Consider the following 16546-nt stretch of genomic DNA (forward strand, 5'->3'; position numbering starts at 1 on the left):
GTTCTCTTCCCCTTCTGCCGCTGTCAACCTATCATTTTGCATTGCCTTGCTTCTGCAAATGGCCGTCATCTACCGGTACAGGACCTTACGTTTACCTGCCAATGCAGGCAGTCAGGAAATGCTTCCCTGTACGCTGTTCGCTACAGTTCTCCCACTGCTGCAGGCAGCACTTCCTCCTGCCGTACCCCGTTCGGGAACATCCCATCATCAAACAAGGTCATCTGCCGGTAACTCATGCCATCGCTGCCGAACCGGATCCGTTCCTTCGGATCCGTCAGATTCCGCACGATATAGTCCTCCTCCAGCTTCGTGGGATACATCATCCTGCCACCACAGGTAATAAAATAAACAGCCCGTTTCATCACCACGCCCAGCTTCTTCAGATCCTGAAACGTAAGCTTTGTGCTCCTCCTGGCACTAAGGATCCGTCTGGCGCTTTTCACGCCGATCCCCGGCACCCGAAGCAGATCTGCATAAGGTGCCCGGTTGATCTCCACCGGGAAACATTCCAGATGCCGCACCGCCCAGTCCTCCTTGGGATCCAGCATCACATTAAAAAACGGTCTTTTCTCGTCCAACAGTTCCTCCGCCTTAAACCCATAAAACCGCAACAGCCAGTCTGCCTGATACAGACGATGCTCCCGCAGAAGCGGCGGCCCCCCGGGAAGCGCCGGCAGGCTCTTGTCCTCATTGACCTTTACAAAAGCGGAATAGAACACACGCTTTAACTCAAACTTCTGATACAGATTCTCTGCTACATTTAAAATCTGATAATCCGTCTCCGGGGTTGCCCCTATGATCATCTGGGTAGACTGCCCGCCACTCACGAAAACAGGGCTCTTGCGGTACAGGATCAGTTCCTCCTTATTCGCATGAATTCCGTTCTGGATCTGCCGCATGGGCGTCAGAATATTTTTCCGGTGCTTGTTCGGTGCCAGTGTCCGCAGCCCCTCCGCCGTGGGCAGCTCCAGGTTCACGCTCATACGGTCTGCCAGATACCCCATCCGCTCCACCAGCTCGGGATCCGCTCCCGGAATCGCTTTTACATGGACATAGCCGCTAAAATGGTATTGATTCCGTAGCAGCCATATGGTCCGATACAACAATTCCATGGTAAAAGTAGGATCCTGTATGATACCGGAGCTTAAAAACAGTCCCTCGATATAATTACGCCGGTAAAACTCCATAGTCAGTGTACAGATCTCCTCAGGGGTAAAGGTGGCTCTGGGAACATCATTGGACTTTCGATTCAGACAATATTTACAGTCGAAGATACATTCATTGGTCATCAGAATCTTCAACAAAGAAATGCATCTGCCATCCGAAGAAAAGCTGTGACAGATCCCGGCCTTCGTGCAGTTCCCCATGTGCTTCCCGTCGCCCTTACGTTCCACCCCACTGGAAGTACAGGCCACATCATATTTGGCTGCATCGGTCAGGATCTCCAGCTTCTGCATGATGGACAATTCCCCGTTTTGTATAAGATATTCCACATTATCACCGCCTTTTACCGAAAATTTACAGAATCAGAACGTTTGTTCTTGTGTATATTCAAGTTAGCACATATGTTCGATTTTTGCAAGTGGTTATTTTTTCCGAAAAAAGGCTTGCAAAATCATGCGTTTCGCAGTTAAATAATATAGGAGTATTTTGTAACACAAGCCGCCCGGCGGCAGAATGAGAGGTCAGTATGTCAGATATTGTCATACCTAAAAATTATAAGTCTCAGCTGAACCTGTACGAGACACAGGTTGCCATTAAGACAGTGAAGGACTTTTTCCAGGGATTGTTAGCAGAGCGTCTGCACCTGCTGCGTGTATCTGCTCCCTTATTTGTGGATCCTACATCCGGACTGAACGATAATCTGAACGGTGTGGAGCGTCCCGTGAATTTCCATATTGCAGCACAGGGAGACCGTGAAGCAGAGATCGTACAGTCTCTGGCCAAATGGAAGCGTTATGCCTTGCAGAAATACGGTTTTCAGCCCGGCGAAGGTCTCTACACCGATATGAGTGCCATCCGTCAGGATGAGGAGACCGACAACATCCATTCCATCTATGTGGATCAGTGGGACTGGGAAAAGATCATCACGAAGGAAGAGCGGAATCTGGAGACTCTGAAAGAGACCGTCCGCACCGTATACAAGGTTCTTCGCAAGACCGAGAAGTATATGTCCATCCATTACGACTACATCGAAGAAATCCTTCCTCATGACATCTTCTTTGTAACTACCAGTGAGCTGGCAGAGATGTTCCCCGACTACTCCCCGAAGGAGCGGGAATACTACATTGCCAAGGCAAAAGGCGCTGTCTGCATCATGCAGATCGGTGAGACCTTAGAGAATGGCAAGCCTCACGATGGCCGTGCACCGGACTACGATGACTGGTCGCTGAATGCCGATATCGTGGTATATTATCCGGTTCTGGACATTGCTCTGGAGCTGTCCAGCATGGGTATCCGTGTAGACAAGAAGGCTCTGTTAGACCAGCTACAGAAGGCTGGCTGCCCCGAGCGTGCCGAACTTCCTTACCACAAGGCAGTCATTAACGGTGAGCTTCCTCTTACCATCGGCGGTGGTATCGGTCAGTCCCGTATCTGTATGTTCTTCTTAAGAAAAGCTCATATCGGCGAAGTACAGTGTTCCCTGTGGTCCGATGAAGTGATGGAGACTGCAAAAGAGAACGGCTTACAGTTGTTATAAGACATTTCCATTCAGACTTCAAAATCCCCGGAAGATGAAAATCTCCCGGGGATCTGTTTTCTGTTTTTATTCAAAAATCACAAATTTCTCATTTTCAAAGGTTTTCTCGTATCCATATGCATCCATGAACTCACCGATCAACAAAAGCTTGGCATTGTCCACGATCAGGCTGCGCTCTTTTTCCGTGGGCTGCAAGGCCTCCAGTGCATTCTCTCCGGCTTCCAGATACACGGCATATTTCTTCTCCAACAGTACCACCGGGCGATAAGAAGCATCCGCATCCATCCGCTCCTGCATCTTAAGCATATCCTGTTCCAGTTGTCCGCTCTGGTAGGAATCCAGATCCGGCCAAGGATTGAACGCTGCAGGCATCTGTAAATAATAAGACAGCGCCGGGATCTGTCCGTAGATCAGTACATCTCTTCCGGCAAGTCCCCGTTCATTCACATACTCTGAGATCCCCTGCATCCATCCGGCCCGTTCCTCGCTCATCCACACACCTTTTAATGTCTCATTATTCGTCACCTGCGCATCGATATCCTGTATGCCGGTACCTTCGGCAAATGCAAAGTTTCTGCCGAACAGTCCTACCTGGACAAAGAACAACAGAAAGAAACCGCCCAAGAGACATTTTACCGGCATAGCAGATATGGTGATCCGCTTCCACCGAAAGCTGCCAACATATTTGCAGAACCTGTAGAACTGCCAGTACATATAGGGCAATGCCAGAAACAGATTGTTCATGCTGGGGTATAGCTTGTTGTTACTGCCCAGGGAAGTGATCCATACGATCAGGAAGATCAGTCCGCTGATCAGCTTTTCTTCCCTCGGCGCGGAGGGCGTAAAGATCCGCCACAGGGTCACCAGCAGAGTCAATGTCAAAAACGTCACTCCGGGCCAGATAATGGCACCGTAATTCGTATATTCTCTGGCACAGAAGCCCTGGCGGTACAGCCAGAACACCATCACAGCCGCCAGTGCGATACTTCCCGCCCATTCCAGGATCCGCAGAACCTTTGTTACTGTATCTTTTCTCACGTAGGAGCCGATGAGTTCCAATACTCCCACAGCGACAATCCCCACTACAAGGAACACGCACATCCGGATCTCCCAGTACAGATTCTGAAAATACCAGTCGAACATGCCCATGATCATGGATGCAGCCGTATAGTCCGTTGCCACCTCCGTCATGGAAAACAGTCGCAGAATGCCCTTCACATATTCATCCATGCCGTAGCGGATCTGGATATAACCGAATAATACCAGCAGTGCCGTCAGATACCCTGCCAGACACATGCCGGTATCCTGTAATAATTTCTTACGGATTTTCACCCCCGCTGCCTTTTTCCGCGCTTTTATTTTTTCCGCAGTTTCTGTCGTCTCCCCAGCCTGACCGAGACTCTTTCCAATCTCTTTGCGCGCTTCCAGCCAGCAGATGATTCCGTAAGCCCACACGCCCACGATCATGGCCGCCTCCGGCAGATTGGAGAATCGGGACAGCACATTACAGCCCAGCGCTACTCCGGCGGCAAACAGCCACCCCTTTTTCCCCCGGGCAAGGCCCAGATACAGACAGACCACCGATACCAGATAGAACACGTAGGTCACATAATTGTAAAAAGAGCCCGTGGGGCACCAGCAGAAGCTCACCGCCGTAAATTCTCCCAGGAATACCAGAAGTGCCGGGATCTTCAGTACTTTCGTGCAGAAATAATACCCAAGCACCGCCAGCAGACTGATACTCAGTCCGGTATAAAAGTTCATGCCGATCAAAGTCCCGGCCCCGGGCAGCAAACTGAAAAAATGTCCGATGGCTGTGGTCAGATAAGTGGAAAACAGCCACATGGGATCCATATGCTGCGTCCCCATATATTCAAAGTTCGCATAGCCGTAACCGGTATCCCACAGATCCAGTCCCCAGGCAATATGCCGCAGAGGATACAGCACCAGGATTGCCACGAATACAAATTCCCAGAGACGTCTCTGACTGTCAATACCCGCTTTTTTATTTTTTATTATCTCTGTCACTCCATTACCTCTCTTTTGAACATAGTATCTACGTCCCGTATTTTCTCTGTCAGACTGCGATAGGGACGGATATGCAGGAATATCTTATGCAGTCCGTCGCAGATAGCTTTCCGCACAAAATCCACCAGAATTCCCAGTACAAATACTACCACCACAACAAGTACCGTCCACAACAGCAACGGCAGTACACCGTCGATTTGCTCCACACCAAGCCACTTCTGCCAGGCATAGCGCACACCCAGATTTTCATGCAGCAGATACACTCCCAGCGTATAGGGCGCGATCCTCACCGCCACACTGCCGATCTTTCCCTGTATGCTGCTGTCCAAAAACAGGCAGAACAGCCCCAGTGAAGCCAGAAACGGGAAAATATGGTTATACTCATACGGAATCTTCAGGATCAGCTCCAGACTGCCTGTTTTCAAATAAAACAGGTGCAAAAGCATGGCTTCTCCAAAGGTTCCGAAGATACCGATCAGATACAACAATAATGCCCGGGATTTTTTCTGTAAAAACGGGATTCCAAATCGGCGCAGGTAAGCCGCCGCGCAAAATACACACAGATACCAGAGACAATCATAGCCTTTACCGTCTTCTTCCAGCCGGAAGGGCAGAACAGATTTTAACAGGCAGAAGGTGACAAACAGCAGTACTAATGCCACCTGAAACTGCTGCTTCGTCATCCGCCGCAGTCCCATTCCCACAAAGGGGAGCAATATATATAAGAAAAGATACGCTGTCAGGAACCAGTAATGTCCCATAGTCACCGGGAACAACAGGGTCAGGTAATAGTGAGTGCTGACTTCCGCTGCGGGAACGATCCCAGTCACCGCCGCCAGCACACCGATTCCCACAGAATACAGCCACAGCTGTACCCACAGCGTGAGCAGTCTGCTCAGTTTAAAAGAGCTTTCGCATAAAAAGTATCCGCTGATCATCATATACACATTCACAGCTACAATGCAGAATGCTTCCAACAGCCAGGCTACCATATCCTGCACCGATAAAGGCGCCGTCAGATCCGGCAGCAATCCTCCCTTGCCCAGATAGTGCAACACGACCACCATCATCATTGCCACACAGCGCAATACCTCCAGATTTGCCATACGTTCTTTTTTCTGCATAATGCTCCTGTTCCTTCCTGCCATTGATTCTACACCCATTCGGGTCAATAAGGCATAGCTCTCTTCCTTCAGGCAGGAACGAGTTATGACCTTTGACTCTGTATCATTATATTACTTTGCGGCACGGGATGTAAAGGATAGAAATTGCTATACACTCCATAGAAAATATGTTATACTGATTACATCTTCTGACAAAGAAATTTTTAGGAAAAATACATATAGAGAGGTAATCTTATGAGCAAAAAAAGAGTTGTTGTATCTCTGGGACATGATGCCCTGGGCTATACCACTACCGAGCAGTGGGATGCGGTAAAAGTAACCGCAAAAGCACTGGCAGATCTGGTGGAGGCTGATTATCAGCTGACCATCACCCACAGTAACGGTCCTCAGGTCAGCATGATCCACAAGGCCATGACAGAGCTGCGTCGTGTCTACATCGATTATACCCCCGCACCTATGTGTGTCTGCTCCGCTATGAGTCAGGGTTATGTGGGCTACGATATCCAGAACTCTCTCCGGGCAGAGCTGCTGGACCGCGGTATCTCCAAGCCGGTCAGCACCATCCTCACCCAGGTAACCGTAGACCCTTATGACGAGGCTTTCTATGAGCCCACCAAGGTCATTGGCCGTTACATGTCCAAAGAGGACGCCGAGATCGAAGTGAAAAAGGGCAATTATGTCAAGGAAGATCCCGGTAAAGGCTTCCGTCGTGTCGTTGCTGCTCCCAAGCCCATCGACATCGTGGAGATCGAAGCCATCCGTGCTCTGGCAGCCGCAGATCAGGTCGTTATTGCCTGCGGTGGCGGCGGAATTCCCGTCATTGAGCAGAAGCATGCGCTGAAGGGTGCCTCCGCTGTGATTGAGAAGGATGCCATTGCAGGTAAGCTTGCTTCCGATTTAAGCTGTGATGAGCTGATCATCCTGACCAGTGTTCCCTGCGTTTATAAAAATTACAGCAAAGAGGATCAGACTGCATTGGAGACTCTCACCGTTGCGGAAGCCAAGACACTGATGGCAGAGGGTCAGTTCGAGGAAGGCACCATGCTTCCCAAGATCGAGGCAGCCATTGCTTATCTGGAGAAGGTTCCAGCAGGAAAGGTCCTGATCACTTCCATGGATCACGTCAAGGATGCCATCAGGGGCAAGGCCGGCACCGTGATCACCGCTTAATTTTATATCGTAAGCAGTTAAGGCAACACAAAAGGAGATATCCGCCACGGATACCTCCTTTTTACATGTCATGATTCTAATATCTCTGGGTTCTATATCTCTGATCTCTATGCCTCTTTTCCGGTCAGATGGTTCGACAGGATATTATACAATGTCTTCGGGTTGATGGGCTTGGACAGGTGATAGTTCATTCCGGCCTCCAGCGTCTTTTTCTTCTCCTCTTCAAAAGCATCCGCTGTCATGGCAATGATAGGTACCGTTTGCAATCTCCACCACACATCCGTCTTTTTCCAGGATCAGCTGGGCCACATAAATGTTGATCTCGTTATCTTCCACCAGTAAAATTCTGGCATCCATCAGATTCTCCGTGATGTTTTCCTCGGAACGCTCCTGGGAGAACGGATCGTACAGGTGCGGCAGGAACTCCGGACTCATTCCGATACCGTTATCCCTCACACGAAACCGGATTCCCACCTTGTCATCCTACTTCATTTCTACACCACAGATACAATACCAACATTTTCTTTTTCGTTCTGCATACCATGCCATACTTAACTTATACTCTCCCTCTAAATAACTGCTATCTCTGTATAGATGTACTTCTGTAATAAACATTCCTAGGCCAGCCATCTACAACAAACTGATCGGCAAATTTATAGCCTGTACTCTCTATGCTACATACAGACGGAGTATTATTAGGATGAGCACAACACCAAATAGTATCATAACCCATCTGTCTAGCTTCTCTTATAGTAGCATCCATGAATCTCTTCTGTATACCATTACCTCTATATTCCATATCAACCACAACGAATTCATGACACATAATTTTATTGCCAGGAATTTCCATCCAATCAGTAATAGGCTTAGAGAAGAACAAACCACCTTCAAATGCAAAGCTTGCTGCAATAAGCTTATCTTTATTATATACGCCTAATAAGATATAATCACCATCCAAACATTCCTGTATAGTTCTTTCATCTGTAGGATAATAATATTCATCATGCAGCAAAGTCTTATTAACTTCATCCTGTAATTTAATAACAGGTTTCAAGTCTCTTTTTGGTTTCCTTATCTCAATCCTTCTTATTGATAAATCAAAATATTGACTCATATGAAACCTCCATTTACTCCGGCTTTTTACTCGTATTTTTCCAGATAGAAGGAATACAGGATCCTCTCCTTCACGGGCAGCTGCATCAGCTTCGTCAATGCCTCCTCATAGTATTGGATCTGGACGCTGTAGCGGTTCCAGAGGGCTTGCAGGGAATCGATCACATCGGTCTTGTAGTCCAGCAGGACGATCTCTCCGTTTTCTATAAAGAAGACATCGATGATACCCTGAATGAGAACCTTTTCCCCTTCAGGAAGGTCCTGATCCAGGCGCTTCGCATCAATGCCCAGCACGAAGGGCTGCTCTCTGTACAAAAGGCCTTGTTCGAAAGCTCTCCACATGCGGTAGGCCAGCTCCTGTTCCAGAAAATGCCGGATTTTGGGAAGGCTTACGGCCTGCGCATACTCTTCTGTCAGTCGTAGGGAAGCTGTCTCCCGCTGCAGGAATTCCTTCAGACGTACCTGTAACCGGTCCGTATCCAGACCCTGACGGTATTCCTCATAAGTCCCAGGGCATCCGGCAAATAGTCCGGATTCCATAAACAGATAAGAAAAGTCCAACAGTTCCATGGTCCGGTGGAACGCGTTACCGCGGACGGCTCCGCTGACCTTTTCCTGTTCTCTGCGGAAAGCCGGGATATAAGGCACCACTTCTTTTTCTTCGAAGGTATGAAATGCCACTTCATCCTTCTCCGCCATGGCCGCAATCTTCAGTTCCGATACCGTGGTCTTGGTATAGAGCTTCTGCAGGCCGGGATACGGATAGGCATAGGCAAATCGCTCCCGCAGTTTCGCAAGCTTTCGTTCGTTCTCCTCCGGGTCCCCAGGCAAAGGAGTCTCGCCGTCCGTCACACGCTGCAACAGTTCCCTGCGGTCTCCCATGCGCAGTTGTTCCCTGATCTCCTCTGCCGCCAGATCTTCTGTTCCCAGCGTTGTTACTGCAATTCCTGTCTTAGGCAGGATCGGCAGCAGAAAATCCATATAGCTCCCCGCCTCACAGAAATCCAGATAGGTCAGCTTCTCCTGTCCTGTCATCCGGGACAGCTCCCATTTTTCCTCCGCCTTATCCAACACCGCTGTCAGGATCAGTTTTTCTCTGGCACGGGTCAGTGCCACGTAAAGCACACGCAGTTCCTCCGCCAGATTGTCCTCCTTCATTTTCGCTGACAGAACGGCCCGGCGGAGGGTCTTATTTTTAATGCGGCGGCCGGAATCCACATAGTCCACCGCTACTCCCAGATCCATATCCACGATCAGGGACTGGTTCGCATCCTGCATGTTGAAACGCTTCGACAGCCCGGAGACAAATACCACGGGGAATTCCAGACCTTTACTCTTGTGGATGCTCATGATCCGCACCACATCGGCATTTTCGTCCAGGGTATCCGCCTCACCGTAATCCACATCGTATTTTTCCAACTGTTCCATATAACGGATGAAATGGAACAGTCCAAAATAACTGGTCTTCTCAAAAGCAGAAGCCTTCGTCAGCAGCATCTCCACGTTGGCCCGGCGCTTGCTGCCAGCAGGAAGTGCCGTCACATAGTTCAGATAATCGTAATCGTCCAGGATCCGCTGCAGCAGGTCGCGGATGGAGGTGAAGGGAGTCAGATCACGGTAATGATCAATACGTTGTAAGAAAGTATCTGCCTTTTGGGAAAGTTCTGTCTCCGCTTCCATGTCCTCCGGTACTGTTGCAGCTTCCAATGCGCGCTGCCAGTACTGTCCGGCCCCGGCGGTTTCTTCTCCGGCGCTTTCGCCCGCTGATGCCTCTTCTCCCGCTTCCGCCATCCGTCCCCTCTGCGCCACTTCTTTCAATGCCTCATACAGTGTCATTCTCTTCCGGGAATGCCCTTTGCTTCCGCTGCGGATCCGGGCGATCTCTTCCTGGGTAAAGCCTCCGAAGATCGACTGCATCACGCCGAACAGCGGAATATCCTGTCTCGGGTTGTCCAGCACTCGTAAAAACTGCAGCAGTTCCTGTACTTCCAGGGCCCCGAAATATCCGGTCTTGGATGTAATGTAGACAGGGATTCCCTGCTGTTCCAGTACTTTCTTGAATTCCTCATCCCAGCCACTGGTGGTACGAAGCAAAATCACCATATCCGAGTACCGCACCGGGCGCAATTCTCCCGTAGCCTTCTCCATGACTTTCAGACTGCCCTTCAGCTGCTTGATACGTGCCGCAATAGCCAGTGCTTCCAGCTGTCTTACGTTGTCATAGTCCACGGGACCTCTTGCCCCGTCGGGACGCTGTTCTCCGCTGCCGCCTTCCGCACCATCCCCCTTCTCCGGCTTACGGATCAGTAATAGTTCACTGCCGTATGCAGGATCCTCTGTGGCGGGATATGTGGCCCCGGGATACAATGCTGCCTTATCATCATAGGCAATGCCGCCGATCTCCTGGCTCATGATGCGGGAAAACACATCGTTTACCGCATCCACCACCTGCACACGGCTTCGGAAGTTCTTCGCCAGGTCGATCCGGCACAGATCCCCACTCTCCTGATAGGTGTCGTATTTTTCCAGGAAAAGTTCCGGTCTGGCCAGACGGAATTTATAAATACTCTGCTTCACATCACCTACCATGAAGCGGTTATAATGTCCCTCCACTTCCCCGGAGATGGCACTTAACAGATATTCCTGTACCAGATTACTGTCCTGGTATTCGTCAATGAGGATCTCCTGAAAATACTGGCGATACTCCAATGCCACGTCACTTGGCACAATGTCATATTTCACACCGGTGCTATCCATTCCTGTATCACCGGTGCTGTCCGTCCCTGCATCGCCGGTCTCTTCCACTTTTTCCCGTTTTAGCAGAATCTGTAACGCATAGTGCTCCATGTCGGAAAAGTCGATCAGATGTCGCTCCTGTTTGGCCGCAAGAAGCCTTCTGTCGAATTCCAGCACCAGGTTAAGCAGCATCCGGAGCGGCTCTCTGCAGGCTTTTCCCTGTTCCACCACCAACTCTAACGGTGTCTTGAAATATTGTTCCGTCAGATCCGCCAGCGTGTCTTTTACGCTATTACGGATGGATTTCGCCAGCTCCCGTTTGGCTGGATCCACGCTCTCATCCTTCTTGGAAGAAAGACGGCCGAAAGTCACTGCTGGAACCTTTGCTGCCTGTTCCTTCAAATCCTTGCAGGCAGCCAGGCGTTCCAGCTGTTCGCTCTCCGCTTCTGTCAGTTCTCCATACATATATGGACCGTCCGGCAGCTCACACAGCTTTTTCACTTCCACCAGTTTTTCCAGACACCCTTGCAGGACACGGCTCACACGCTCTGCCAGATATTGTCCGTAATCACTGTGCAGCAGGGCATCCAGATCTCCCGCCGCATAATCGTTTTTACGCTCTTCCAGCCATTCTGCGGGCCAGGGAAAACTTCCGGCATAGCGGGACAGGTTCAGGATATGCTGTTCCAGCACGCTCTCTCTGCCGCCGGGGCAGAAATATTCCACACAGGCGTGGAAACGTTCCCGTGCCTCCCGGGATGGGTCCTCGCTGTCACGTTTTCCCGGAACCTCTTCCGCAAAATCATTCCCTGACGCTTCCTCCGGTATCATCGCTCCGCTGTCACGGTTTTCCCGGGACGTCGGAACATCATCCGGAACAAATTTCCCCGCATAGGCATCCTCCAGCAGCTGTCCCAGCACCTCCTGCTGCAACAGCTTGATCTCACCCTCGTCTGCCACACGGAAATCCGGATCCAGACCGATCTCATTAAAATGATTCCGGATCAGGAACAGGCTGAAGCTGTCGATCGTGGTGATCTGGGCATTGTGTAACAGGGCGGACTGCTTCTGGATATGGTCGTTCCCCGGATCCGCTTCCAGTCTGGCGGCGATCCCGGCTGCGATACGCTCCCGCATCTCCGCAGCCGCCGCATTGGTGAAAGTCACGATCAACAGGCGGTCAATGTCCGCCGGATGCTCCCCCTCACAGATCATACGGATGATACGCTCTACCAGTACCGCCGTCTTACCGCTTCCCGCGGCCGCCGATACCAGAATGTTGCTGTTATGCAGTTCGATTACCTTTTGCTGTTCCGGGGTAAAATTCATTCCCATACGCTACCTCTGTTCCTGTTTCTTTTCTCCTGTTGCCGTCCTGTTCCTCCGGGCAGCGGGTGCTTTCTCTTCGAGCTTCCTGTCAGGCACACACTCCCGCCGGGCACCCTTTGCCCTAAGCTTCCACGGTCTCCTGCATCCGCTGCATCAGCGCCTGCTTATCCAGATCTTCCAGCTGTCTCTTCTCATAGCCCGGAATACTGCCATCGAAACCGCAGACCTTTTTATAGGCGCAATAAGTACAAGCCTCTTCATTGCCTTTCTCATAGGGATTGGCTGCTATTTTTCCGTCCAGGATCTCCCGCCCGATGCTGCGGATCTTGGCATCTACATAAGAAGATATCAGCTGCATCTCCTCCCGGCTTAAGACACCGGATCTGGCACTGAAGCTTCCATCCTTTTTCTTCTCCACCGGAATGACCACAGACTTATCCTGCATATAGCGGTCCAGCCGCTCCACGACCCCAGGATCACTGTTTACTACACCGTTCATACGAAGCTTTGCAAGGATCTGTTCATTGATCTGCTCATCCGTGAGCTCCACCGGTGTCTCTATGGTGGGATCATCGATGTGATAATACAGAAGTGCCGCCGGAACGATCTCCTTGTCCGGATGCTTTCGGCTCTCCATCTCCATGGCTGCATTCATATATACCACCAGCTGCAACTGCAGACCGTAATACAAGGCCGCCAGATCAAATTTCCGGTTGCCGGACTTATAATCAATGACCTTGACGTAGACATGCTCTGTATCTTCCGACACATCGATACGATCGATCCGTCCCTGCAAATGCATCTTCTCGTCCTCAGACAGATCCACATGAATGCTGTCCAGATCCTCCGCAAACCGGAAAGAAAGTTCATAATCATCTGGCTGGAAACTGCCCTGTTTCAAATGTTTCTGCAAGGTCAGCACTGTGCGGGTCAGGATCCTGCTCATGCGGGTAATGGCATATTCATTCCGCGCAGAGCTGTATAATACCGTCTCCCCGTAGGTTGCCGCATAGGCTTCCACGGATTCTTTGACGGCTTTGGCTGCAAAATCCTCCGTAAAATCCCACCATGTCAGGTTGGATTCTGCAAGTTTTCCTGCAAAGTTTTCCAGTACTGCATGATATACCGTACCCATATCCGAAGCCTCGAAGCCGAATTCTTCCCGTTCCTGCAGGGAAAGACCATATTGCAAAAAGTGTCTGCAGGCACAGGCAGCATAAGTTTCCAGACGGCTGACACTGTTTTCCAGCTGCTGTCCGTACAATGCTCTGGCCACGATCCTGGATAGACCGCTCTCCCTGTATCTGCGAAATGCCGCCCGGGTCAGCAGGTCTCTGCCAGCCGCATCCGCCTCGTAGGCACGGTACATGAGATAGAAGTCCTGCCTCTCTTCTTCCGGCAGGGTTCCTTCCACATATTCCCGCAGTTCCTCCGCCAGATATCTGGCACCTTCCTGTCTGCCCTCGATCTGTTCCAGTCGGCTGCGGTTCTGGGGATACTCCACGCTCATTGCCGGGAACAGCTTCCGCACCGTATCGATCAGGTAGGAAGGTCTTATGCCCTTTCCTTCACTGTTTACCTTGGCATAGGACAGATACAGCTGTTCTGAGGGCTTGGTCATATTCAGATACAGATATAATCTCTGGATATACATCTGCTGTCTCGGGCTGGGTGCCATCTCTGTCCCGGATTCAATCAGGAATTCCCGATCCATATCCGAAATGATCCCGCCCTTGGAAGCATTTTTCGGAATATTTCCGTCATTGACTCCCAGGAAAAACAATACCTTCACCTGTTTCAGACGGGTTCGCTCCATATCGCCCACCACAATACGATCCACGCTCTGAGGGATCGTACCGACAGTGATCTCGCCGAAACCGGCCTCTAAAATATCCGCAAATTCCTGTCTGGAGATTTCTTCCTCTCCCAACAGTTCATAGACCTGATCCAACAGATCCATGACCAGCCGGTAAATCTGTGCATACTCTCTGGCTCTGGATAAGTCTCCCTCTTTTTCAAACTGCTGCTGATAGTTCAAAAGCTTTTGCTGCACCTGATTCTGTTCCAGGAAATCGTACAAATGGCTGACATAGTCTCCAGCCTTTTCCCGGCTTCCCATGTGCAGAATCTCCACCGCATCCATGAACTGTTGCCGGATACGGTTCAGACGCTCCATGGTCTTCTCTTCCGCCTGTTCGCTCCCCTCCGCATTTCCCTGCATTTCTTCCGTTCTGCGGGTAAACAGACGGCTATAGGTCCGATAGCCTCTCGCTCCGGTGCGGATCACATAGTTTTCCAGCTCATCAATCTCTTCTCTGGAAATATCCGCCATGCCGCTGCGCAGAAAATGAAACACCGTATCATAGGAAAAGTCCTTAATATACAGCTGCAATGCGCTCTTGATATATTCGATCATGGGATTCAGCACGATCCCTCTGGTACGGTCCAGGAAACATGGGATCTCCAGCTGTCCGAATTCTGTTTCCACATAGGAAGCGTATCCTTCCAGATCTCCGATGACCACGGCAATGTCCCGGTAGGTCATCCCCTGCTCTCTGATCAGGTGCCGGATGTACAGCGCTGTCTGATGGACTTCCTCTCTGGGGGAAAGGGCTTCAAACATATGGATCTCCTGCTGTTCTCCCGCATACGGTTCATACTGATACCGGAACAGATTCTGTTCCAGATAGTGTAATGCCGGTGCCTTGGCAAAGCGATTGGGCCCCCCCTTGACAAAGAGATCCTCTCCCCGCTCTACCTCTGCCTCCGCTGCCAGCTTTTCCAGATCCGCCACCGTCTTCTTGCTCAGATGGAACAGCTTCTGTTCACCATCCATTTTATACGGATCCTCTCCCACTCCAATGGTCACGGTAACGATGGTCTCTGCGCACACGCGCATCAGTTCCTGGATCAGCCGGTTCTGTATGGGAGTAAATCCCGTAAAGCCGTCAAACACCACTACACTGCCCTTTAAGATCTTTGATTTGGACAGGGATCTGCGCAGTACATCCAGTGTCTCCTCGGTGGTGATAAAATGATCCCTGATATAATCCTGAAAGCCCCGGTACAGAGTCTTTAAGTCTTTCAGTTTCATGGCCAGCGCGCCACGCTTCTGTGCACTGGTGATCAGCTTGTCCATATCCTGTGTGCTGATACCGTATTGCATGAACTCGGAGATCGCACTTTTCACCTCATGGATATAGCCCTGCTTGTGCAGGAGACTTCCCATGGCCGGAAGCTGTTCCTTCAGATCCGCCGCCACTTTTTGCAGCACCAGGCTTTTGCCGGTGTCATCCAGTACCGGCATCTCTTTGGTCCCCACTTCCTCCAGAATGCGGTGGCTGAGTCGGCCGAAGCTCAGGACATCGATATTCAGGATGCCATCCCGGTCACTGCGCATGACCAGATCCTTCTGGGTCTGCATGGTGAACTGATCCGGCACAATGATCAGGAAATTCCTGCCCGGTTCCTCTGCCGCCCGCTGCATGATCTCTTCATAGATTCTGTGGCTTTTGCCCGACCCGGAAGGGCCAAAACAGAAACGTAAGCTCATAAGTCTCCTCCGTTATGCTGTCCGTTTATTTCAGATCCAGTTCAATGGGACAATGATCCGATCCCAAAATTTCCGTGTGGATCTTCGCATCCGCCAGCCGGTCTTTCAGACACTCCGATACCACGAAATAATCAATTCTCCATCCGGCATTTTTTGCTCTCGCCTGGAACATATAAGACCACCAGGAATACACCCCGGTCAGGTCCGGATAAAAATAGCGGAACGTATCGATAAATCCGTTCTCCAGTACCTTCGAAAAGCAGGCTCTCTCTTCATCAGTGAAGCCCGCATTGCCACGGTTGGTCTTCGCATTTTTCAGGTCGATTTCCTGATGCGCCACGTTCAGGTCTCCCGCATAGATCACCGGCTTTTTCTCTTCCAGCTTCTTAAGATACGCCAGGAAATCCGCTTCCCACTGCATGCGGTATTCCAGTCTCGTCAGCTCTCTCTGGGCGTTCGGTACATAGACTGTCACAAAATAGAACTCCGAATACTCTGCAGTGATCACCCGGCCCTCATGGTCATGTTCCTCCACGCCGATGCCGTAAGTCACCTGTATGGGCTCTTCCTTTGTAAAAATTGCAGTGCCGGAATAGCCCTTTTTCTCTGCGTAATTCCAATACTGATGATATCCGGGCAGATCCAGTGCGATCTGTCCCTCCTGCAATTTTGTCTCCTGTAAGCAGAAAATATCTGCATCCGTTTCCTGAAAGAAATCCAGAAATCCCTTCTGCATGCAGGCTCTCAGCCCGTTCACATTCCATGAGATCAGTTTCATATTTTCCCTACCTC

The 16546-nt window shown here is 50.5% G+C and carries 11 protein-coding genes; 2 read left to right on the plus strand and 9 right to left on the minus strand.

Annotation, left to right across the window (positions count from 1 at the left end):
* Positions 1-140: 140 nt before the first annotated feature.
* Positions 141-1457 carry a putative DNA modification/repair radical SAM protein gene (locus OCV96_RS05870; RefSeq protein WP_118504379.1) on the minus strand — a complete coding sequence of 439 codons (1317 nt, stop codon included), beginning with the start codon at positions 1455-1457 and terminating at the stop codon, positions 141-143.
* Between the two features lie 233 nt (positions 1458-1690).
* On the opposite strand from OCV96_RS05870, the gene asnA reads away from it, so the two are divergent.
* Positions 1691-2701 (plus strand): aspartate--ammonia ligase, encoded by a 1011-nt coding sequence (asnA, locus tag OCV96_RS05875; protein WP_117464834.1) that lies wholly within the window; start codon positions 1691-1693, stop codon positions 2699-2701.
* Positions 2702-2767: 66 nt separating this feature from the next.
* On the opposite strand, the gene OCV96_RS05880 is transcribed toward asnA, so the two are convergent.
* On the minus strand, positions 2768-4729 hold the full coding sequence (locus OCV96_RS05880; protein ID WP_262593790.1) for a hypothetical protein: 1962 nt from the start codon (positions 4727-4729) through the stop codon (positions 2768-2770).
* Positions 4726-5853 (minus strand): acyltransferase, encoded by a 1128-nt coding sequence (locus tag OCV96_RS05885; RefSeq protein WP_262593791.1) that lies wholly within the window; start codon positions 5851-5853, stop codon positions 4726-4728. The genes OCV96_RS05880 and OCV96_RS05885 overlap by 4 nt, the downstream gene beginning before the upstream one ends.
* A gap of 234 nt (positions 5854-6087) precedes the next feature.
* Between OCV96_RS05885 and arcC the strand changes: the two genes are divergently transcribed.
* On the plus strand, positions 6088-7023 hold the full coding sequence (gene arcC / locus OCV96_RS05890) for a carbamate kinase (protein ID WP_227064739.1): 936 nt from the start codon (positions 6088-6090) through the stop codon (positions 7021-7023).
* A gap of 107 nt (positions 7024-7130) precedes the next feature.
* Here the strand turns inward: arcC and OCV96_RS05895 are convergent, their stop codons facing one another.
* From OCV96_RS05895 to OCV96_RS05920, 6 genes are all read right to left on the minus strand, one after another.
* Positions 7131-7289, minus strand: a complete 159-nt coding sequence (locus tag OCV96_RS05895; RefSeq protein ID WP_182439128.1) for a response regulator — start codon at positions 7287-7289, stop codon at positions 7131-7133.
* Complete coding sequence (locus OCV96_RS05900; RefSeq protein WP_262593794.1) at positions 7246-7497, minus strand: hybrid sensor histidine kinase/response regulator; 252 nt, start codon at positions 7495-7497, stop codon at positions 7246-7248. Before OCV96_RS05900 ends, OCV96_RS05895 begins: the two co-directional genes overlap by 44 nt.
* Before the next feature lie 106 nt (positions 7498-7603).
* On the minus strand, positions 7604-8137 hold the full coding sequence (locus OCV96_RS05905; protein ID WP_262593795.1) for a GNAT family N-acetyltransferase: 534 nt from the start codon (positions 8135-8137) through the stop codon (positions 7604-7606).
* A 26-nt stretch (positions 8138-8163) separates the two neighbouring features.
* Complete coding sequence (addA, locus tag OCV96_RS05910; protein WP_262593796.1) at positions 8164-12207, minus strand: helicase-exonuclease AddAB subunit AddA; 4044 nt, start codon at positions 12205-12207, stop codon at positions 8164-8166.
* Positions 12208-12322: 115 nt separating this feature from the next.
* Positions 12323-15754, minus strand: coding sequence for a helicase-exonuclease AddAB subunit AddB (gene addB / locus OCV96_RS05915; protein WP_262593797.1), 3432 nt, complete (start codon positions 15752-15754; stop codon positions 12323-12325).
* A 25-nt stretch (positions 15755-15779) separates the two neighbouring features.
* A complete protein-coding gene (locus tag OCV96_RS05920; RefSeq protein ID WP_022311792.1) occupies positions 15780-16532 on the minus strand; it encodes an exodeoxyribonuclease III in 753 nt (250 codons plus the stop codon).
* Between the last annotated feature and the right edge of the window lie 14 nt (positions 16533-16546).

The organism is Waltera acetigignens (assembly GCF_025567015.1).
Lineage (GTDB): Bacteria > Bacillota > Clostridia > Lachnospirales > Lachnospiraceae > Acetatifactor > Acetatifactor acetigignens.

Bases quoted from the DNA above. Each gene is read 5' to 3' on its own strand.
- OCV96_RS05920 (WP_022311792.1), bottom strand. From the start codon at position 16,532: ATGAAACTGATCTCATGGAATGTGAACGGGCTGAGAGCCTGCATGCAG.
- asnA (WP_117464834.1), top strand. From the start codon at position 1,691: ATGTCAGATATTGTCATACCTAAAAATTATAAGTCTCAGCTGAACCTG.
- OCV96_RS05905 (WP_262593795.1), bottom strand. From the start codon at position 8,137: ATGAGTCAATATTTTGATTTATCAATAAGAAGGATTGAGATAAGGAAA.
- addB (WP_262593797.1), bottom strand. From the start codon at position 15,754: ATGAGCTTACGTTTCTGTTTTGGCCCTTCCGGGTCGGGCAAAAGCCAC.
- addA (WP_262593796.1), bottom strand. From the start codon at position 12,207: ATGGGAATGAATTTTACCCCGGAACAGCAAAAGGTAATCGAACTGCAT.
- OCV96_RS05870 (WP_118504379.1), bottom strand. From the start codon at position 1,457: ATGCAGAAGCTGGAGATCCTGACCGATGCAGCCAAATATGATGTGGCC.
- OCV96_RS05885 (WP_262593791.1), bottom strand. From the start codon at position 5,853: ATGCAGAAAAAAGAACGTATGGCAAATCTGGAGGTATTGCGCTGTGTG.
- arcC (WP_227064739.1), top strand. From the start codon at position 6,088: ATGAGCAAAAAAAGAGTTGTTGTATCTCTGGGACATGATGCCCTGGGC.